The organism is Flavihumibacter solisilvae (assembly GCF_000814475.1).
Classification (GTDB): domain Bacteria; phylum Bacteroidota; class Bacteroidia; order Chitinophagales; family Chitinophagaceae; genus Flavihumibacter; species Flavihumibacter solisilvae.
On sequence record NZ_JSVC01000013.1, the window covers coordinates 224,130 to 244,657 of the forward strand.

Here is a 20,528-nt window from a genome sequence, read left to right on the forward strand (position 1 = left end):
TTAGGTGGTTATAATCCGGTAAATCCACAAACCCAGTGGAATAGCCGCAAACGCAGAAATGAACGATGCAATGAAAACAACTACATTCCGGAAATTCTGGCCCGTAAGAATCCTTATAATGAGATACGAAACAATTACTGTAACCCCGATTAGTATATAGTATATTTTTCCAGTCAGCAGGATGGTATACCACCATAGTCCAGCGCTTAATAAACTGGCCACAATAAATCCGATAATGCTTCCAATGATTGTCCGTGAATTGACGCTTACGTTTTTGTAATGTGATTTTGCATCTTCGATAGCCAGGTCAACAACATAGGTTAGTTGCAGCTGGTCGAGGACATCGGAAGTCGCAAGCTTTTTGATTGATTCAGTATCCTTCCCCTCCATAATAAGTGGATATACAATCTTGTTTATCCTCCTGATTTCATCCGGAACAAGTTTTCTTTCCCTGATATTCTGTTTGATCTGGTCCAGTCCACCCCGGTCCTGGATCTCTTTATCCAGGGACTCGTCAAGCGTCCCGGAATAGTCCAGCATAGAGTCGTGTGCTTCCAACAAGTCGTCGTCAGTATATTTTACGTAGTTCATCGGGATTATGCGGCATAAATAATAAAAGACCTAAATTGTTGCAAGGGTGTTTTTCCCCTGGATAGAACCCAATCCCCAAAGAATCCTAAATTTACCTTACCAACAACCCCACGCCCTCGCCGCATTCAATTTTTGAACTTCAAAGAATGCAGGTATGGAACAGCTCAATGAACTGAAGGAAAAAGCAAAACTGGTTCGCAAATGGTGCCTGGTCTCCACCACGGAAGCAGGTTCGGGTCATCCGACATCCTGTCTGTCGGCCGCAGATCTTACCACGGTTTTGTTCGACCGCTATTTTACCTACGACACGAGCAACCCGCTCAATCTGTACAACGACCATTTCGTGCTTTCGAAAGGTCATGCAGCGCCTTTGCTGTACACCCTGTTTGGCATGGCAGATGCCTACCCGTTGGAGGAACTAAAAACCTTACGCAGGTTCGGAAGCCGCTTTGAGGGGCACCCGGTTCCTAAATACAAATATGCGGAGGCCGCAACGGGCTCGCTGGGACAAGGACTGTCCGTTGGAGCAGGACTGGCACTTGCCGCCAAGCGTGAAGGCTATGGAACGAAAACTTATGTGCTGACAGGTGATGGTGAACTGGCCGAAGGTCAGATCTGGGAAGCCGCCAGCTTTGCGGCGCACGAAAAGCTGGATAACCTGGTTGCCATCCTGGATATTAACCGGCTGGGTCAAAGCCAGGAAACCATGTTTGGACACCACACAGAAGAATATGTCGCGAAATTCAAAGCGTTCGGTTTTGAAGTGATCGCTGTCGATGGTCACAACTACGAAGAGATCAACAATGCCCTCCAGGCCGCTCAACACCATGGAGGAAAACCTTTTGCCATCATCGCCAAAACGTTTAAAGGCCACGGCATCTCTTTTCTGGAAAACAAAGAGGGCTGGCATGGCAAAGCACTCTCAAAAGAAGAACTGGAGAAAGCACTGCAGGAACTGGCTCCTGTCAATGATTCCCTTCGTTTCCAGCTGAAAAAACCAACACAGGCCAAACAGCCACAGCATACGGGAACCGTCCACGAAACCACACAAACATTCGAAGCGGGAAAAGAATATGCAACCCGCGAAGTATTTGGCGAAGTGCTGACGCAACTGGGTAAGGATGACAAAGACATCTATGCCCTTGATGGTGATGTAATGAATTCTACGTTTACCCAGGCATTCAAAAAAGCGCACCCCGAAAGATTTGTCGAATGCTTTATTGCCGAACAGAATATGGTGTCAGTTGCTGCAGGACTATCGCGCATGGGCAAGATTCCCTTTGTTGCCACCTTTGCTGCTTTTCTGACGAGGGCAGCTGATCAGGTCCGGATGGCGAGGGTTTCTGAAGCCAATATTAAATTTGTCGGCTCCCATGTGGGGGTGAGTATTGGCGAAGACGGGCCTTCGCAAATGGGACTGGAAGATATTGCGTTATTCGGTGCGCTCCCGGACGTGGTGATCCTTCAGCCCGCAGACGCTATTTCAACCGCGAAACTAATTCCACAGCTCGCCGCTCAACAGGGCTTTGCGTATATGCGTACCCTGAGACCTAAAACACCTCTGCTTTATAAGAATGAAGATATTTTCAGCATCGGCGGGTCGAAAGTGCTGCGAAGCTCCAACAACGATGACCTGACGGTGGCGGCCTCGGGCATTACCGTATTCGAAGCATTGAAAGCTGCCGACGACCTGAAGAAGGAAAACATAAATATCAGGGTGGTGGATTGTTATTCTATCCAGCCCGTTGATGCCGATACCCTAAAGAAATGTCTTGATGAAACCCGGCAGCGGGTCCTCATCACTGTGGAAGATCATTTCACTCATGGTGGCTTTGGCGATTTTGCTGCAGCTGCCCTCGCCTCGACCGGGGCGCGGTTTTTTAAAATGGCCGTCCGGCAGATCTCGCAGTCAGGCACAAAAAATGAATTGATGGACGATGCGGGCATTGACGCCGCCGCTATTATCACTAAAGTAAAATCCGTTTTAAAACCACAGGCGGTTGCCTGAAAATAACATCATTATGAAAGAGTATGAATTGAAAATAGAATGTTCCTGGGATGAAGTAAAGGAAATGCTCCAGGAAATCGAGATCGACTTAACCGATGAAGATCTTGCTTACGAGCAGGGACAAGAAAAAGAACTGCTGGATCGTCTCTCCCGCAAGTTGAATATAAGTGTACCGGAAGTCAAAGCATGGATCGAAAGTGTTTCCCACAACAGGGGAGTGGCTGGTTGAAATTACTTCCCATACCTCTTAAATACAACAACCATGAATGACCTTTTAAAGAAGGCAATTGGTGTCCAGGGCGGTATGGACACCTGGAAGAAGTATAACAATGTGTTTGCTCACCTTTCAGTGGGAGGAATACTATGGGGAATGAAAGGCCATCCTGACAGTATCAATAATGTAGATGTTGTAGTTGATCTGCATGAACAAAAAGCATCACACATTCCCAATGCGGAATGGTATACAGCTTATACTCCGGGGAAAGTCCAGATTAAGAGCGGAAAGAGTGATATTCTCGAAGAAACTGATAATCCCCGCGATTCATTCAAAGGTCACATGCTGGAAACCCAATGGAGTAATCTTCAGCTCGCTTACTTTGCCGGGTATGCGATGTGGAATTATCTCAATACGCCTTTTCTTTTTGCCAGGCTGGGATTTGATGTAATTGAAATTGAATCGTGGACGGAAGGTAGTGAAAACTGGCGCCGGCTAAATGTTAAATGGCCGAAAGACATTCACACGCACAGCACCGAGCAGATCCTTTATATCGATGATGAAGGATTTATTAGAAGGTTAGATTACCAGGTGGAAATTGCCGGTAATACCCCTGCAGCCCATTACCTGTATGATTATAAAGAAGTCGATGGAATAAAAATGGCCACCCGGCGCATTGTGTATCCCATTGGAGAAAACAACATGGCCATCAAGGATGGCCTCGTCATCGTATCTATTGACCTGTCTGAAATTAAATTGTCTTAATTCGAGTGGTTGACACTGCCCTTTCAGGAAGGGCGGTTTGCATCTTTTTTCCCGGACCAGCTTGATTTGCTTGCTGCCAGGAAAATGTATACTTTAAGGCCAAGCCAAAAGGTGGGAAAAACTCACGAAATGAAGTATGCATTTATTTTTCTACTGCTAAGTCTTAGTTTCTCTGTCATTTCCCAGTTCAGGAACGATGACAAAAAGAAACAAATCAAATTGATTAAGGATTACGCACTATGTGACTGTATAGATGAGGGATTTCGTGATGATAGCTTGCATTTTAAGGATTTTAGTGCAACTGTAATTGTTGAACAGATTAGTATTAATCCTGAAGGATTAGATGTCATCGAGGATAATGTTGATTCGTTTATATCCCGGCTAAAGCCTTCAGAATACCTTGACACCAAAGGAATGCGTGGTGTGATGATAAATTGTATTGATTATTATAATAGTGATGAACTTGACAAACTTGCCAGGAACGTTTATAGGCGTTTCAGGTAGTAGACCAGTCAACAGTTTCAAATATTTCAATTCAACAGGTTTAGAATATGAAACAATTGCTTGAAGCATTGGAAGTCCTTTTGGTCAAGATTAACGCTCCGCTTCTGTATTCATTGAATGAAGGGCTGGATGGGAATAATATCCTGGATTTAGAAAGAGCCAACGGGTTTGAGCTCCCTTCAGAGATTAAAGAGCTATACAAATGGAAGAACGGATCAAATGCCGATTATGACCCCAGGATTGGAGGAGGATTTCTGTTTCGTAGTGCTATTTTGATGCCGTTGACCAAGGCATATGCGGAGTATAATTACACGATATCAAATCAGTTTGACTTTTACTTAGATTCTTATTTCCCGTTATTTGAAAGTTTAAATGAGGAGTTTTTTGTAATAGATTGCGATCCTGAATCAGAGACGTTTAAAATGATATTAAGTTATCAAACAAAACATGTCTATTTAACCGCGGGTGCTGTTCCGGTATACGATTCTCCACAAACAATGATTGAATCCATAACCCGTTGTTTTTCGGAAAAGGCTTATTATTATACGAAGATAAACCAGTTTGAAGTAGACTATGAATTGGAAGACGAAATAAAAGCTTCACTTAATCCCAAAGCCCGATACCTTAAATCATTTAATTCATAGTGAAAAGAAGAGCATTCATCAATAACATCTCAGCCGGAATTATCCTCCCGACAATTCTGGGCGTAAACAAATTAATGGCCGCAGAACAGGCAGAATCTTTCATCGATAAACTTCTCCCAGCTCCCGTCGGCGGTGGATTCATGATGGATGATTATTGGGTGTGGGATCCCTCAGTGATAAAAGGCGACGATGGCAAATACCACATGTTTGCTTCCCGCTGGCCTAAGTCGATCGGGTTCGGGAACTGGGTTACGAATTCGGAGATCGTCAGGGCAGTATCGGATACGGCCGCAGGTCCTTATACTTTCGCAGAGGTTGTTCTTCCGGCCAGGGGTAAGAATTTTTTTGATGGATGCGTAACGCATAACCCGCGCATTACGCGGTACCATGACAAATACCTGTTGTATTACATGGGAACCACCTACGATTTTAAAAGACCGGATAATAAAGAGGACGTATGGGCCGATGGCAGGGCGCAAAGAGCCTGGATGAACAAGCGCGTCGGACTGGCGGTTGCGGATTCGCTGACCGGCCCATGGAAAAGAATGGATTCGCCCATTATCCAACCCCGCCCGGGTAAGTGGGACGCGAGCATCACGTCCAACCCTTCGCCGGTGGTATTGCCGGATGATAGTGTTTACCTGATGTATAAATCGTCTTCGCATGATCATCACCCGCCATTGCTGTTGGGCGCCGCGCTTTCGAAACACGGTTACGAAGGACCCTATACACGTTTATCCGAAGAACCGGTCTTTAAGTTTCACAGCAATAAGAATAAAGAGAATGATGTGGAAGATCCTTTTGTCTGGTGGGCGGGCAACAGGTTTGAGCTGATTATGAAAGACAGGTTCGGACTAATCTGCGGTGAAGAAGGTGGCGGAATTCATGCCACTTCACCGGATGGCATAACCTGGAAATTGTCCAGGCCGGTAAAAGCCTATTCCAGGACAATCAAATGGAGCGATGGTACCGTCACCAAACAAGCGAATTTCGAGAGGCCCTTCCTGTTATTTGAAAACGGAAGACCTACCCATCTCTTCGCCGCCACCGGCACCGGCCCGAAATTGTACGATGTAGATCGCACATGGAATATGGTTATACCACTTAAGTGAATAACCCAGCAGCTTCCCAATCGTTTAAATCCCTATTTTAGCGGCAACTGCTAATGAGGAGAATTATTTTTTTACTCCCGTGCCTTTTGCTCCTGCTTGCTGAGGTGACCGGTCAGTCGTATGGATTGGCATTCAACAGTCATGCCCTTATCCAGGAGAACAGGACCTCGCTCGACCTGTCACCGGGTGATTCACTTTGCCCGGGAAATAGTTTCCGGGTAGAGTTCGACCTCAGCCTTCAACGCAACCAGCCCGTCTATTTCGGTTATATTTTCCGGCTCGTCAGCAACGATCATAATATTGATCTTATCTGCACCCAGAATACCTTCAAACTGGTTGAGGGTAACCGGATGACCGGCATCGAATGTACCATCGATACTCCCGCATTGTTCAATCGCTGGCACCACTTCATTATTGCAGTAGACAAGCAGAGTAAGAAAATTTCCCTGTCAGTAAACGCAATCCCCCGGGGAACTGCATCGGTAAACTGGAATGGCTCATGTTTCCAACTGTTATGGGGAGCCAATGACCACCAACGGTTCAGCACACGCGATCTTCCTCCCATGAGGCTGAAAGATGTCGCCTTGTTTGAAGGCGATAAGGAGCGGCATCATTGGTCTCTTTCTGACTCCAGTGGAAATACCAGCGCCGACAGGGTAGGCGGGAAAGTTGCGACCGTCAAAAACCCCGTATGGATCCGTCCCCTCCACCAACGCTGGCAACAAATTGCTGATTTTTCCATTAGCGGGATAGCCGGCGCGGCATTTGACAGCAAAACCGATCGCCTGTTTATTACCGGCTCGGATTCGATGCGCATACTGGTGCCCGGTGGAACGGAACCCTCCTGGCAAACGGTACCATACCCCCACAATGATTTCCAGCTGGGCTACCAGGCCTTATTCGATACTTCTGCCAATACCTTGTTTGCGATTTCCATTGATCAGAAGAAAGTCACACCTTTCAATGCACAGACCAGGCAGTGGCAGTATACTTATCATGACACACTCCTGACAGAATTCTGGCAGGCGAACAAATTCATTTCACACGCAGACAATTCCATCTATATAATAGGAGGGTACGGGCAGTTGCATTACAAGAATAAAGTGTCACGGTATTCGATAGCCGACAACCGGTGGGATACAGTGCCGGTAACCGGCGACTATTATCCGCCCCGCTATCTTGCCGCGCTCGGCGTTTCCGGCAAAGGTGATACTGCCTATATTATCGGGGGGTATGGCAGCGTCAGTGGCGACCAGATGCTTAATCCCGGCAATTACTACGACGCGTACAGCTTCGATACAAAAACGAAATCGTTCAAAAAGCTGTTTACGATCGACAGCTCCCTGCACCCGTTTGTATTTGCCAACAGCCTCGTGAAGAGCCCGGACAAACCGGTCCTCTATGGCATGATCTTTAAACAAGGCAGCTTCGATACGCATCTCCAACTGGTTGAGATCGACATGGCCACGGGGTCAATGAGGAACCTGGGTGACCCGATTCCCTATTCTTTCCACGATATCCGGTCTTTTGCCGACCTGTATTATTCCCCGCTCAGCAACCGCCTGGTTGCTGTAACCATGTTTCATCCCCGGGAAACGGACAAGCAAAAGCAGACCCGCGTAAAGGTGTTTTCGATTCATTTTCCCCCGGAACCACAGGCGGCAATCAATAAGACGGTCGGAAAAGGAGGGGTGCCAGGTAGCATTTGGCTGCTGGCATTGATCCTCGCAGCTGCAACTACAGGCATCATCATTTGGAAAAAGAAGTCGCGGTCCGCCACACCCAAACCAGGATCCTACCAGGCACCGCCAGCCGAAATACCACAGGCCGCCGACATATCGCCGTCACCCGACCCGCAACGGCCTACCGACACCCCGCCGCCAGCATACAACCCACCCCCAGCTGACACCCCGCCGGCACCGATTTCCCTTTTCGGCCAGTTCCGGGTAACCGACTCACAGGGCCAGGACATCACAAAATCTTTCACGCCCTTATTGAAGGAACTGTTCCTGCTGGTTCACTTATACAGCATCCACAACCAGAAGGGCATCACTTCCGAAATGCTCAACGAGATCCTGTGGTTCGACAAAACAGAAAAAGATGCCAACAATAACCGGTCGGTGAACCTCGCCAAGCTGAAAACCATTCTCGAAAAAGTCGGCCCCGTTCAAATCGCCAAGGAGGGCAGGTACTGGCAATTCAAATCGGAGAGCCAGGACGTCTATTCCGATTATTATGAGTTCGCCCGGCTCAGGAGCAGCAAAACCGCTATCGACCGAAACTATACGGAACAACTGCTGGCCATAGCCTCAAAGGGACCCTTCCTGCTGCAGACCGATTATAATTGGCTGGATGACATCAAATCCGGGGTGGGCAGCCAGGTCATCGACGACTTCCAGCAATACCTTTCGGCCGCTCCACAGTCAGCCGAACCCGAATTCGTGCTGGCGATCTGTAACTGCATTTTCCTTTATGACCGTTTGAACGAAGACGCCCTGATCTATAAATGCCGGGCGCTCATCCTCCTGAAACGGCATGCGCTTGCCAGCTCCACCTACCAGAAATTCGCCCGCGAATACAAGGAGATCTACGGGGAAGAATTCCCGAAGTCTTTCAACGACATCATTAAATAAGCATCCCTTTTTCCCACTTACTCCCTTTTTTTAGAAAAATCTGACATTAATTTTCCTGTTAAGTGGTTTGTTAATGGGTTCATTAACCCACTGAGCCTTTCTTGCCGGTACATTTTACGGTAAACATTGCTTGACCATGAAAAGGCTCCTTTCCCTTTGTATTGCCATTTTGGGTTGTTTCCACGGCACAACTCAAACCCGCACCCCGGATTCTATCCTTAATTATGTAGACCCATCAATTGGTAACGTTGGCTGGCTACTCGAACCAACCATTCCCGTTGTTCACCTGCCCAACCAGATGATCCGGGTCAGTCCACTGCGTAAGGACTATCTCGACCAGCAGATCAGCAGCTTTCCCTTGAACATCGTTTCGCACCGGCTGGGACAGGTCTTCTCCCTGAAACCATCCATTGCCCAGGTAACATCCGAGAGCTGGGACAAGCGGATGTTCTTCGACCACGACCTCGAAACCAGGAAGCCCTGGTACTACCGCACCTGGCTGACCGAAGAGGAAATAAGCGTGGAGTTCACCCCGGGCGAAAAGACCGGCTGCTACCGTTTCCGGTTCCCAGCCTCTGCAAACAAATCCATCCTTTTAGACAATTACAACCACGACAGTGCCAGCTGGAAGTTTACGGGCGGAAGAATATTGCAGGGAATGGAGACCTGGCACGGCGACATCAAAGTATTTTCCTATGGAGAATTCAATATCGCTGGCTCCCCCGGGATCCTGGAAAACGGGAACCCGGTCGGGTCAGCGTTTACCGGTGGCCGGAAGGCCAGGGCCTATATCAGTTTCCCTTCCCCGGTTAAGGAAGTTGTTTTCCGTTATGCCATCAGTTACGTCAGTCCCGAACAGGCTAAACGGAATTTCGAAAAAGAACTGCGTTACCGCGATTTTACCGCCCTGGAGCAAAGGGCAAAAGCAGAATGGTCTTCAAAACTGGGAAAGATCAAAGTTGAAGGCGGCACCGTAGCACAACGCCGTTCCTTTTACACCTCCCTGTACCGCTGTTACGAAAGAATGGTGAACATCAGTGAAGACGGGCAATACTACAGCGGTTACAGCAAGAAAATTGAAAAGGATCCCCGCGATTTTTACGTGGATGACTGGACATGGGATACCTACCTGGCGCATCATCCCCTGCGCATGATCCTCGATCCCAAACAGGAAGAAGATATGCTGCAGTCATTCGTTCGCATGTACGACCAGAGCGGCTGGATGCCAACCTTCCCGGTCCTGTTCGGTGACCATGCCTGCATGAATGGGTTTCATTCCACCATAGTCTTCCTGGATGCCTACCGCAAAGGACTTAAAAATTTCAATGTCCAGAAAGCCTACGAAGGTGTCCGCAAGAATGCTACAGATGCAACCATGATCCCCTGGGTCAACGGACCCGCAACGGGCCTGGACCAATACTACTACCAGCATGGGTACTTTCCAGCCATCGCACCAGGTACCAAAGAAACCGAACAAAGCGTCAATAATTTTGAAAAAAGGCAAGCGGTTGCAGTAACCCTCGGACACAGCTACGACGACTGGGCTCTTGGCGAATGGGCCAGGGACCTTAACAAGAAAGAAGATTTCAACTTATTCAGTCCACGCGCCAACAATTACAACAAGCTCTGGAATGCAGATAAAGGTTTCTTCCTACCGCGCGACGACAAAGGAAACTGGATCGAAATCGATCCCCTGTTTGATGGTGGTATGGGTGGCCGTGATTATTACGATGAGAATAACGGTTACACCTACCTCTGGCAGGTACAGCACGACCTTTCCGGCCTCATAAAACTAATAGGAGGTAAGCAAGCTTTTGAATCCCGGCTCGATAAACTCTTTACTACCGGTCTCGGGCGCTCGAAATATGAATTCTGGAATAAGTTCCCCGATGCAACCGGTCTGGTTGGACAGTACTCCATGGGCAACGAACCGAGCTTTCACATTCCCTACCTCTACAATTTCACCAATGCACCCTGGAAAACGCAGCAGCGCATCCGCTTCCTGCTCGATGTCTGGTTCAAGGACAATGTCTTCGGAATTCCGGGTGACGAAGACGGTGGCGGTATGACTGCATTCGTTGTCTTTTCCTCCATGGGCTTTTACCCCGTCACGCCTGGAATTCCCAAGTACACGATCGGAAGCCCGCTCTTCAGCAAAGTGACCATCAGTCTGCCGAATGGCCGCAGTTTCAGGCTCACCGCAAACAATGCTTCCGTTACCAATAAATATGTCCAGAAGGCCAGCATGAATGGAAAGCCACTGGATAGTCCATGGTTCAGCCATGAGCAATTAATGGCCGGGGGGCACCTCGAACTTGAAATGGGACCTTATCCCAACAAATCCTGGGGCGTCAGCAAAGCACCATTCTGAAAATTCATCACCATCAAACCGACTGCTATGTCAAAGAAACAATTTCATCCGACCTGAAGCCGGATGCCATTAAAACGCAAAGCCAAATAAAAATTCAAACCTCCAATTAACTAACGAAATGAAGAAATTCAGCCAATTGCTGCTGCTTGTCTTACTGTTGCCCTGCCTGCTTACGGCACAGCAAAAAATTATCAGCGGAAGGGTAACCGATGCCCAAACGCGCGCCCCCATTGCCGGTGTGAGTATCTCTGCCGGAACAGATACCTCCAGGTCCGGAGCAACCACCAATGCACAGGGGCAGTTCACCATTACCGTTCCCGGGGGAACAACACAACTGGTCTTTTCCTATATCGGCTTGCAGACTATAACAGAAACCCTGAACGGCCGCACCACCTTGCAGGTAGTCATGTCCCGCTCCGATGAACAGATGGGTAATGTGGTTGTGGTAGGTTACGGCGCCCGTCGCAAGGAAACTCTGACCGGCTCTGTGAGTAACATCACCAACAGGGAAATTCAAACGAGTACCAGCGTGAGCCTTGCCCAAAAACTGCAGGGAAAAGTTGCCGGTCTCCAGATCCGCCAGCTCGGCGGCGAGCCCGGGAATTTCGATAACTCTATTGTCCTCCGTGGATACGGCGGCAACCCGCTTTATGTAATAGACGGCATCTTACGGGAAGGCCCATCCGAATTCCAGCGACTCAATGCCGATGATATTGAAAGTATCTCTTTCCTGAAAGACGCTTCGGCGGCGATCTATGGGTTCGGCGCAGCTAACGGGGTCATCATCGTAACTACCAAGAAAGGTAGTCGTGGTAAAGCTGCTTTCACCTATAACGGAACTGTCGGCTTCATGAAACCGACTGATGTGCCGCGCATGGCCAATGCCGGTGAATGGATCCAGATGCGCAACGATGCAGCCGTACTGGGAACAGGAACCCCATACCTGACCAACGAAGAAATGCAGAAGTATATCAACGGTGAACCGGGATATGAAAGCACGGACTGGTACGATGTGGCGTTCAAAAATTCAGCAATGCAGCAGAGTCATTCCCTCTCAGCATCCGGCGGAAATGAAAAAACGCAGTATTATATGAGTCTAGGTTACTTCGACGAACGCAGTTTCCTGCGCACCGATGACCTCGGCTACAAACGTTATAATTTCCGTTCCAACATGAGCACGCAGCTCGTGAACAACCTGAAAGCGGAAGTGTTTGTTGCAGCCCGCTTCGATAAGAAGTACGCACCGGGCGAAAACTTCTTCAACATCTTCAAAGGCACGCGCGTAACCCTGCCCACCGAGAAGCCATATGCGAACGGCAACCCCGACTATCCAGCAGTGGTAACGCCTTCCAACCAGAACCCGCTCGTACTGACAGACAAAGAACTGACTGGATACAGTGAAACAACAAACAGGAATGTGCAGCTCACCGGCGCATTGAATTATGATGTTCCGTTCCTGAAAGGGTTGCAGTTACGTGGACTGGCAGCCTATGACATTAACAACTACCAGGGCAAGGATGTAGCCAAACCTTTCAACCTGTATACCTATGCAGGCGAGGAATATATCCTTTCCAAACAACGCGTGGGAACCTCGTCCATTTCAAACAGCAATGGCAACTATAACCGGCTTACCCTCCAGGCCCAGGCCAATTACAATACCATCATTGGCATGAAACACAATGTTGCCGGTTTGCTGGTATTTGAGCAACGGCAGGACTGGGGCCGCGACAGTTACCTGCGCAGGTTGTATGATTTCTATACCATCGACCAGGTGAATTCTGCGAGTGAGAATAATATGTACAACTCCGGTTCAGAAAGCCAGAATGCCAGCCAGGCATTGCTCGGTCGCGTGAACTATGATTTTGACAAAAAGTACCTGCTTGAATTTGCTTTTCGTTACCAGGGAACTTCCCTGTTCCCGCCCGAAAGCCGCTGGGGCTTCTTTCCCGTCATCTCAGCAGGCTGGCGGATCTCCGAAGAAAAATTCATGAATGCAGTGCCCTTCATTTCCAACCTCAAACTCAGGGGTTCCTATGGTGAAGTGGCATCGAGCGAAGGTGTGATCCCCTTCCAGTGGATCCAGGGCTTTAACCTCAGCGGTGGCGGACGTTATGAATTTGAAAATGGTTCCCTCACCAACGGTGCTGCCTCGCCCAACCTCGTGAATCCAAATCTTACCTGGGTCATCGCCAAAACAACCGACCTCGGACTTGACCTCGGTGTATTCAATAATAAACTCACGCTGGAGTTTGATGTGTACCGGCGCGACCTGGAAGGGATTCCTGCTTACAGGAACCTTTCACTCACCAATACTTTCGGCGCGTCACTGCCGCAGGAAAACCTGAACAGCCTGCGCACGCAGGGACTCGAATTCACCATCGGGCATAACAACCGCATTGGAAAACTGGCCTATAACATCAGCGGAAATTTCAACTATTCCCGGACGCAATACCTCTATGTTGAAAGGGGACCGTTTACGAATAGCTATGACCGTTGGCGGAATGGACAGGCAGATCGTTACAACGATATCATCTGGGGTTACACGTATACCGGACAGTTCCAGAACGAAGAACAGATCGCCAATTATCCCATCCAGAATGGTGACCAGGCGAATATCCGCGAGCTGCCCGGCGATTTCATGTATGCAGACAATAACCAGGATGGAGTAGTGAATGACCTGGATATGTTGCCACAATTCATCGGTGCCAATGGAAACAACGATAACCAGAACCCCGCGGGAAAAGCACCAAAGATCAACTTCGGACTCACACTCGGTGCGCAATACCAGGGCTTCGATGTAAATGTGCTGTTCCAGGGCGCTGCCATGTATACCGTACGTTTCAGCGAAGTATATGCGGAAGTGCTTGCTTTCCGCGGTAACACCCCGGCTTACTTTTTCGACAGGTGGCATAAGTCGGATCCATACGACAGCAAAAGCGAGTGGATTCCCGGTAAATGGCCCGCTTCACGTTTTAATAATGACGTGGGAAGTATGTATAAGGAAAGCTCTGTTTGGAGAAAGGATGCATCGTATGCAAGACTGAAAAGCGTTGAGCTCGGTTATACCGTACCTGCGCGTTTGTATAAAGGTTCCGGCATCACGAAGATCCGCGTGTTCGCCAACGGCTTTAACCTCGTCACATTCGCTGACCCCTTTGTGAAAGCGTTCGATCCGGAACGACTGGAAGGACTGTTCAATGCCGGCTTCAACTACCCGCTGACAAAGAGCTACAACTTCGGTCTCAACCTTAATTTCTAAAATGACTGCAATGAAGAAACTATTGTATACCGGCTTCACAGGAATGGTTGTGCTCGCACTCGGGTGCGCCAAAGTCCTTGACCTGGAGCCGACAGATAAACTACAGGCCTCGCAGATCTTCAGTGATCCGCAGGGAGTGAAGATCTATATGGCCAACCTTTATTCCCAACTGCCGATCGAAGACTTTGCCTATTTCCGCCAGGGCTTTAACCAGAACGGGGGCGATCCCAACAATGGTGGGTTCAGCGCCGCCATGCAAACGGATGAAGCCGTGCACACGGAATTCGGCGATTTCATCGGTGATAATGATTTCCAGTGGTGGGACCAGGGCTATAAACTCAACCGCGATGTTAACCTGCTGGTAGATGCGATTCCATTGCTGGACATCCGTGATGAAGAAAGGGCGGCACTGATCGGTGAAAGCTCTTTCATCAAGGCTTATACCTATTACGCACTTGCCAAACGTTATGGCGGTATTCCGCTGATCAAGAATACGCAGCAGTATAACGGCGATGCAGAAGCGCTGAAAGTACCACGGAGCACCGAGCAGGAAACCTGGGACTATGTACTGCAATTATGCGACGAAGCCATCGCCAACCTGGGTGAAAGCAATGGTCGCCGGGCATCAAAGTGGATCGCGCTGGCGCTGAAGTCCCGCGCTGCACTGCATGCCGCCTCAGTTGCAAAATTCGGCTCAAGGGCCCCAATGTCTGGTGATGCGGTAAGCGCAAAACTGGTGACGCTGGATCCTTCACTTGCAAATGGCTATTACCAGCAATGTATTTCCGCTGCCGAAGCCATTATCAACAGCGGTAAATTCAGCCTGTTCCGCCCGAATCCCGCAAACGCCGCCGAAGCAGCGGAAAACTACCGCATGATCTTCCAGGATCCGAATGGCGCGATGAGTACGGAAGCCATGTTCCTCAAGGGCTATACCCTGCCGGGAAATAACCTCGGGCACAACTACGATATCTGGTACCAGCCTGCACAGGTTGCAAACGGATGGCCACACCCCGGTCGCATGAACCCCTCGCTCGACCTGGCAGACGTGTATGAGCGCTACGACAACCCGGGCCAGGATGCACCCATTGCTACGACTGTTGACGGAAATGTAAATGACTATAACGGTTACAGCCAGTCGAAAAATTACATCCGCTACGATCATCCTTATGACATCTTCAACGGTAAGGATGCGCGGCTTTGGGGTACCACCATTCTTCCGGGAACCAACTGGAAGCAAACGCCGATCATCATCCAGGCAGGATATGTAAAACCCAATGGAGAGGCTGTTATCCGGATCAAGGACCAGGTCACGATCGATGGCAAGACCTATTACACTTATGGAGCAGAAAGCACATCGCAGTATTCAGGCTTCGATACCTATGGAGGAAATAATACGCGCACGGGTTTTTCCTTCAGGAAATTTATGAACCAGTCGAACCCGATCGTTCCGGGCTGGAACCAGAGTACAAATGATTTCATTGAATTCAGGTATGCCGAAGTGCTGCTCAACTATGCAGAAGCAGTTGTGGAAAGCGGTTCTGGAAATACGACCCTGGCTGAACAGGTATTAAACAGCATCCGCCACCGGGCTGCACATAGCACCGAAGTTTCCCTGACTTCAGAAAATGTACAGCGTGAAAGAAGGGTAGAGCTGGCTTTCGAGAACAAGCGTTTCTGGGACCTGATCCGCCGCCGCGAATTCCATACGGCTTTCAATAACAGGTTCATGCACGCTATCCTGCCGCTGCAGGACCTGCGGGCCTTACCCGAGACAAAGTACATCTTCGTCCGCGTCAATGTGCCGAATTCAAATCCGAAAACCTTCGAGCCGAAATCTTATTACCGGTATATCCCCGGCATTGGAACCAATGGCCTCGTTCAAAACCCCCAATATTAAGTTATGAATAAGATAATCATAGGTATTGCCGCGCTCTGCCTTACCCTTGCTTCCTGCGAAAAGGACAATTATGACGGTCCTGATTCAGGATTGACAGGCCGCTTTATTGATGCGGAGTCCGGGCAGCTAGTTGAACAGGACATCATCCGTGGTACACAGATCGAGATCATCGAGCATGGTTATGATCCTGTTACCCCGCAGTACCTCATTGTAAAAACTGACGGTACGTACGAGAACAGCATGCTGTTCTCAAATACCTATACCGTAAAACCGGTTCGCGGCAACTTCATTAATGTGGAAGCACAGGAAGTGCAGATCACAGGAAGAACTACACTGGATTTTACAGTGACGCCTTATATCCGGATCACCAATGCAAGCATCACCCGCAGTGGTGATAAAGTGCGGGCAACTTTTAACATTGAACAGAATGTGATCAACAATGTAAAAAAGATCGGCCTTTATGCGCACCAGGATGCCCGTGTGGGTGAACCCATGCGCCAGGTTGCTGCGGAACAGCAACTCAACGCAGTGGCAGATCCTGCGCATCAATATTCGCTTGAGATCGACGTGCCATCAAACAGCTCTGTGCTGAAATCGGGCCGGGCCTATTATTTCCGGATCGGAGCCCTGATCGATGTCGGGGAAGCAAAATTGAATTATGCTCCTGCCGTAAAAGTTGACTTATAGCAGCAGCAGTTTGGTCACATCCAACCGCCTGCTCCCGTCCTGGAGCGGGTTGGTTGGTTTTTACCCGCTAAAAACACAAAAATGAAAATATTCAGAATTGCCGCGCTTGCTTTAGCGGCCTACCTCGTGCTGGCATGCTCGAAAAAGAAGGGCGATGATCCCACAACGCCCTTGCCGCCCGAAGTGGAAGAAGTGGTTTATGATGAATCAGGATGCCTGTATACATCCTATAACAACCTGGTGATGGCAGGTTACCAGGGCTGGTTTGCCGCAGAAGGGGATGCCTCACAGCGAGGATGGTACCATTACAGGAATGGAAACTGCGGTGGATTCATGCCTGGTTGTTCGGCAGTGGATTTCTGGCCCGACATGCAGGAATACACGCAAACCTATAAGTCACCTTTCCGTTTTGCCGATGGTTCCGACGCAATGTTGTATAGTCCATATGATGCGTCTTCAGTCGACCTTCATTTCAAGTGGATGAAGGACTATGGCATCGATGGTGTTTTCATGCAGCGCTTCGTTGTGGAGATCAAGAGCAGCAATCCCTCGGGCAAAAGGCATTTCAACCAGGTATTGCAGAATGCACTTGCGGCTGCCCGCAAATATGACCGCGCAATTTCCATCATGTATGACCTGAGCGGTTGTACGCCGGAAGATGTTGCCTACGTGGAGCAGGACTGGAATGAACTGGTCAGCAGCTTCGACCTGTTCAACAATAAAACGCACCCGACCTATGTGCGCCACAACAAGAAACCGCTTGTCGCCATCTGGGGCGTAGGCTTCAATGATAACCGGAAATACAGTATTGCCAATGCGGCAGCTTTGATTGATAAAATGAAAGGTCCATCGAAGAAGGTTTCCGTTCTGCTTGGGGTACCCTATTACTGGCGGTCGCTGGGCAATGACACGGAGAAATCTCCCGCACTGCACGACCTGGTCAAGAAGACAGATATCGTGATGCCCTGGGCCGTTGGCAGGTATAACAATAACAACTATGCGAACATTGCAGGTGCTGAGCTTGCCGGCGACATTGCATGGTGCCGGAACAACAATATCGGCTATGTTCCCCTCGTATTTCCTGGTTTCAGCTGGGGTAACCTTCGAAACGATCCTTCATTGTATAATTCCATTCCGCGGTTGAAGGGAGAATTCCTGTGGAAGCAGGTTGCAGGGGCAAAAATGTCCGGTGCGGGAAGCCTGTATGTAGCCATGTTCGATGAAATAGACGAAGGCACGGCAATCTATAAATGCGCCCGGGAAGGGGAGCTGCCATTGCATGGCGACATGAAATTCGTTGGCATAGAAGCCGACCTGCCTTCAGATCATTACCTGTGGCTTACCGGCCAGGCAGCCAACTGGTTTCATGGCCAGCAGGGATATTCCGTACAACAACCGGTAAGATAAAAACAACCAGTATGCGACTTGTTAAACTCTGTATTGCAGTTATTTTTCTTATATGTTTTCAATTTGTTTATGCGCAGCGGAAGCATGCTGCGGAAACGAAGTATCCGACTTATAATGGACTTGTCATGGCAGGTTACCAGGGCTGGTTCCGTGCCGCTGGTGACGGCACCGGTGCGAAGCGTTTTGCCTATGGTGATGAAAGCCGCTCGGGGATCGACATGTGGCCCGATGTGTCGGAGTATGAGAAGACCTATGCGACGCCCTTCAAACTGGCGGATGGCAGCCCGGCGCGCTTCTTCAGTTCCATCGATAAAAGTTCGGTCGACCTGCATTTTAAGTGGATGCAGCAATACGGAGTTGATGGCGTATTCATGCAACGGTTTTTCGGGGCTGCGAAGAATCGCGATAGTTCGGCTTCTGTGATCCTGAAAAACGCGTTTGACGCCGCTTCGAAGTACAACCGTGCAATAGCATTGATGTATGACCTGTCGGGTCTGAAAGCCAATGGCGAAGACTGTTCCGCGCTTATAGATGACTGGAAGTACCTGGTAGACCAGCTGCGCATTACGCGGCAGTCTGGCGCCAAAACCTATTTGCATCACCGTGGGAAGCCGCTTGTAGCCATCTGGGGGGTGGGCTTTCCCGACAGGCCTTATAACAGTCGTAATATCGGTCTCGAACGATTTATCGACTTCCTGAAGAACGACCCGGTTTATGGCGGCTGTTCTGTAATGCTGGGAGTGCCGACCTTTTGGCGCAGCCTGAATGCGGATTGCCTGCCCGATCCCTATTTGCACCAACTGATCCGGCAGTGCGACATTGTATTGCCCTGGATGGTGCAGCGCTATTCGCCGTTATTGCACAACGATATGGATCGTTACCGCGATGTAATGCTCGATGATATCGCCTGGTGCCAGCAGAACAAGGTCGACTATGTACCCTGCGTGTATCCCGGCTTCAGTTGGCATAACCTCAGCAAATACGAGTTTCCCGACGACGTTAAACCTGTAGGTTCCATTCCCCGCCAGGGTGGACGGTTCTACTGGCAGCAGATCGCTACCGGAATAAGGAATGGTGCCAGCATGTTATACGTTGCCATGTTCGACGAAGTGAACGAGGCCACCGCCATTTTCAAATGCACCGACAAACCGCCCGTGGGTGGCTCGACCTCCTTCATCGATATGGATGGCATGCCCTCGGATCATTACCTCTGGTTAACAGGTGAGGCAGGGAAGATGCTAAGGCGCGAGATTCCGTTGGAGTGGAAGCTGCCGGTGAGGAAGTAACTTGCGGCCAGTTTATATTGACTAAAATTGAAACTATGAAAGCAAATACTTCTATCCTGGCAGCAATTACAATCGCATCATCCTTAGTTGCCTGTAACAATGCGACTACAGAAGCGAAGCCAGCACCGAGTGGAAAATTGGCAGGAAAATGGGTTCAGCCGATCCCGGGACAGGAGCCTGCAATGCAGGGGTTTCAATTAAATCCGGATGGAACTGCCAGTTCAATTAATATGCATACGCTTATTTATGACAAATGGGAGTTAAAGGGTGATACGCTGATCTTGTGGAATCATACTACAGGCGTTAAAGTGGAAAGCAACAGCATTGACACCAATATTGTCAAACACATAACTGACTCTACGCTTATTCTGACGGGGAGAAACGGCATGGAATTTAGCTATACTCGTGAGAAATAAATGCAGGCAAATACTATTATCTTCGCCCGCATTACCTCTAAACCTAAACTATGAAACTTCGCTTATTAGTAGCCGTATCTGCCGTAATTGCATGTCTGTCCTGCCAGAAATCCATTAGTGAAAACATTGATGAACCTTCTTCAACCGGCTTAATTGGGACGTATGATTTCGTGGAAATGATTACCAGTCATACCTCTGTTCAGACAGATACCAGTAGTGGAATCATCAGTAAAGTAACCAGGATCGATACCTCTAAGACAGAGACGACAACCGGTACATTACAGATCACCGCTGACAAATTCATCCTGGCAAATATCAACGGAACAGGGATCAATTACTACAAACAGGTTATTGAAGAGCAGGGTCAGCAACCAGTGATCGATGAAGATGCCGAGCCGTACGGTTTTGAGGACCCGATTACCAGCACAACCAATTATATCAAGGCGGGCCAGGATTCTATTTCATTATTTTTTGAAGACGGAACCACCAGTCCTGAAATTGAGACTCACCACTACCGCTTTTCTGGTGACACGCTGATCCTCTCCGTAAAAGAGAGGGAGATCAGCTATTATAATCAAGGCTCAATTGATAATTCCTATTCACAACGCATGAAGTTCAAAAGGAAAAAATGAGTGTATAGCGGACTATGAGAAACATTTTAATTGCATTTGTTTCTGTGTTGTTTGTAGGCTGCAGCTACTTTAAGACCCGATATAAAGTAACAGAGGATT

The 20,528-nt window shown here is 48.9% G+C and carries 16 protein-coding genes; 15 read left to right on the forward strand and 1 reads right to left on the reverse strand.

Annotated elements, in window-relative coordinates; translation table 11 throughout:
- The gene (locus tag OI18_RS12595; protein WP_039140202.1) at positions 1–591 is read right to left on the reverse strand and encodes a hypothetical protein; all 591 of its coding nucleotides are present in this window, start codon (positions 589–591) and stop codon (positions 1–3) included.
- A 154-nt stretch (positions 592–745) separates the two neighbouring features.
- Here OI18_RS12595 and OI18_RS12600 point away from each other — a divergent pair, with 154 nt between their 5' ends.
- The 15 genes from OI18_RS12600 to OI18_RS12670 all read left to right on the forward strand — a co-directional run bounded on the left by OI18_RS12600 (position 746) and on the right by OI18_RS12670 (position 20,429).
- Positions 746–2,599: a transketolase gene (locus OI18_RS12600; protein WP_039140203.1), complete on the forward strand. Its 1,854-nt coding sequence runs from the start codon at positions 746–748 to the stop codon at positions 2,597–2,599.
- Positions 2,600–2,612: 13 nt separating this feature from the next.
- The gene (locus OI18_RS12605; RefSeq protein WP_039140290.1) at positions 2,613–2,828 is read left to right on the forward strand and encodes a hypothetical protein; all 216 of its coding nucleotides are present in this window, start codon (positions 2,613–2,615) and stop codon (positions 2,826–2,828) included.
- Positions 2,829–2,861: 33 nt separating this feature from the next.
- Positions 2,862–3,578 carry a hypothetical protein gene (locus tag OI18_RS12610; protein ID WP_039140205.1) on the forward strand — a complete coding sequence of 239 codons (717 nt, stop codon included), beginning with the start codon at positions 2,862–2,864 and terminating at the stop codon, positions 3,576–3,578.
- Positions 3,579–3,587: 9 nt separating this feature from the next.
- The gene (locus OI18_RS12615; RefSeq protein ID WP_039140206.1) at positions 3,588–4,082 is read left to right on the forward strand and encodes a hypothetical protein; all 495 of its coding nucleotides are present in this window, start codon (positions 3,588–3,590) and stop codon (positions 4,080–4,082) included.
- Positions 4,083–4,129: 47 nt separating this feature from the next.
- A complete protein-coding gene (locus tag OI18_RS12620; protein ID WP_039140208.1) occupies positions 4,130–4,726 on the forward strand; it encodes an SMI1/KNR4 family protein in 597 nt (198 codons plus the stop codon).
- Positions 4,726–5,838, forward strand: coding sequence for a glycoside hydrolase family protein (locus OI18_RS12625; protein ID WP_205410038.1), 1,113 nt, complete (start codon positions 4,726–4,728; stop codon positions 5,836–5,838). Before OI18_RS12620 ends, OI18_RS12625 begins: the two co-directional genes overlap by 1 nt.
- A gap of 86 nt (positions 5,839–5,924) precedes the next feature.
- A complete protein-coding gene (locus OI18_RS12630; protein ID WP_039140209.1) occupies positions 5,925–8,471 on the forward strand; it encodes a Kelch repeat-containing protein in 2,547 nt (848 codons plus the stop codon).
- Positions 8,472–8,607: 136 nt separating this feature from the next.
- A complete protein-coding gene (locus OI18_RS12635; RefSeq protein ID WP_039140211.1) occupies positions 8,608–10,842 on the forward strand; it encodes a GH92 family glycosyl hydrolase in 2,235 nt (744 codons plus the stop codon).
- A 118-nt stretch (positions 10,843–10,960) separates the two neighbouring features.
- Positions 10,961–14,101, forward strand: coding sequence for a SusC/RagA family TonB-linked outer membrane protein (locus OI18_RS12640; protein ID WP_039140212.1), 3,141 nt, complete (start codon positions 10,961–10,963; stop codon positions 14,099–14,101).
- A gap of 10 nt (positions 14,102–14,111) precedes the next feature.
- Positions 14,112–16,001 carry a RagB/SusD family nutrient uptake outer membrane protein gene (locus tag OI18_RS12645; RefSeq protein ID WP_039140293.1) on the forward strand — a complete coding sequence of 630 codons (1,890 nt, stop codon included), beginning with the start codon at positions 14,112–14,114 and terminating at the stop codon, positions 15,999–16,001.
- A gap of 3 nt (positions 16,002–16,004) precedes the next feature.
- Positions 16,005–16,688 (forward strand): DUF3823 domain-containing protein, encoded by a 684-nt coding sequence (locus OI18_RS12650; protein ID WP_039140214.1) that lies wholly within the window; start codon positions 16,005–16,007, stop codon positions 16,686–16,688.
- An 81-nt stretch (positions 16,689–16,769) separates the two neighbouring features.
- Complete coding sequence (locus OI18_RS12655) at positions 16,770–18,095, forward strand: glycoside hydrolase family 99 protein (protein WP_039140216.1); 1,326 nt, start codon at positions 16,770–16,772, stop codon at positions 18,093–18,095.
- 11 nt (positions 18,096–18,106) lie between these two features.
- Entirely contained in the window at positions 18,107–19,381 is a 1,275-nt protein-coding gene (locus OI18_RS12660) for a glycoside hydrolase family 99 protein (RefSeq protein WP_039140217.1), read from the forward strand.
- 35 nt (positions 19,382–19,416) lie between these two features.
- Positions 19,417–19,797, forward strand: a complete 381-nt coding sequence (locus OI18_RS12665) for a lipocalin-like domain-containing protein (RefSeq protein ID WP_052273162.1) — start codon at positions 19,417–19,419, stop codon at positions 19,795–19,797.
- Positions 19,798–19,847: 50 nt separating this feature from the next.
- Positions 19,848–20,429, forward strand: a complete 582-nt coding sequence (locus OI18_RS12670) for a hypothetical protein (protein WP_039140218.1) — start codon at positions 19,848–19,850, stop codon at positions 20,427–20,429.
- The last annotated feature ends 99 nt before the right edge of the window (positions 20,430–20,528 follow it).

Coding starts and splice junctions, on each gene's coding strand:
- OI18_RS12640 (WP_039140212.1), top strand. CDS start 10,961: ATGAAGAAATTCAGCCAATTGCTGCTGCTTGTCTTACTGTTGCCCTGC.
- OI18_RS12610 (WP_039140205.1), top strand. CDS start 2,862: ATGAATGACCTTTTAAAGAAGGCAATTGGTGTCCAGGGCGGTATGGAC.
- OI18_RS12650 (WP_039140214.1), top strand. CDS start 16,005: ATGAATAAGATAATCATAGGTATTGCCGCGCTCTGCCTTACCCTTGCT.
- OI18_RS12620 (WP_039140208.1), top strand. CDS start 4,130: ATGAAACAATTGCTTGAAGCATTGGAAGTCCTTTTGGTCAAGATTAAC.
- OI18_RS12670 (WP_039140218.1), top strand. CDS start 19,848: ATGAAACTTCGCTTATTAGTAGCCGTATCTGCCGTAATTGCATGTCTG.
- OI18_RS12665 (WP_052273162.1), top strand. CDS start 19,417: ATGAAAGCAAATACTTCTATCCTGGCAGCAATTACAATCGCATCATCC.
- OI18_RS12600 (WP_039140203.1), top strand. CDS start 746: ATGGAACAGCTCAATGAACTGAAGGAAAAAGCAAAACTGGTTCGCAAA.
- OI18_RS12660 (WP_039140217.1), top strand. CDS start 18,107: ATGCGACTTGTTAAACTCTGTATTGCAGTTATTTTTCTTATATGTTTT.
- OI18_RS12655 (WP_039140216.1), top strand. CDS start 16,770: ATGAAAATATTCAGAATTGCCGCGCTTGCTTTAGCGGCCTACCTCGTG.
- OI18_RS12595 (WP_039140202.1), bottom strand. CDS start 591: ATGAACTACGTAAAATATACTGACGACGACTTGTTGGAAGCACACGAC.
- OI18_RS12635 (WP_039140211.1), top strand. CDS start 8,608: ATGAAAAGGCTCCTTTCCCTTTGTATTGCCATTTTGGGTTGTTTCCAC.
- OI18_RS12645 (WP_039140293.1), top strand. CDS start 14,112: ATGAAGAAACTATTGTATACCGGCTTCACAGGAATGGTTGTGCTCGCA.
- OI18_RS12605 (WP_039140290.1), top strand. CDS start 2,613: ATGAAAGAGTATGAATTGAAAATAGAATGTTCCTGGGATGAAGTAAAG.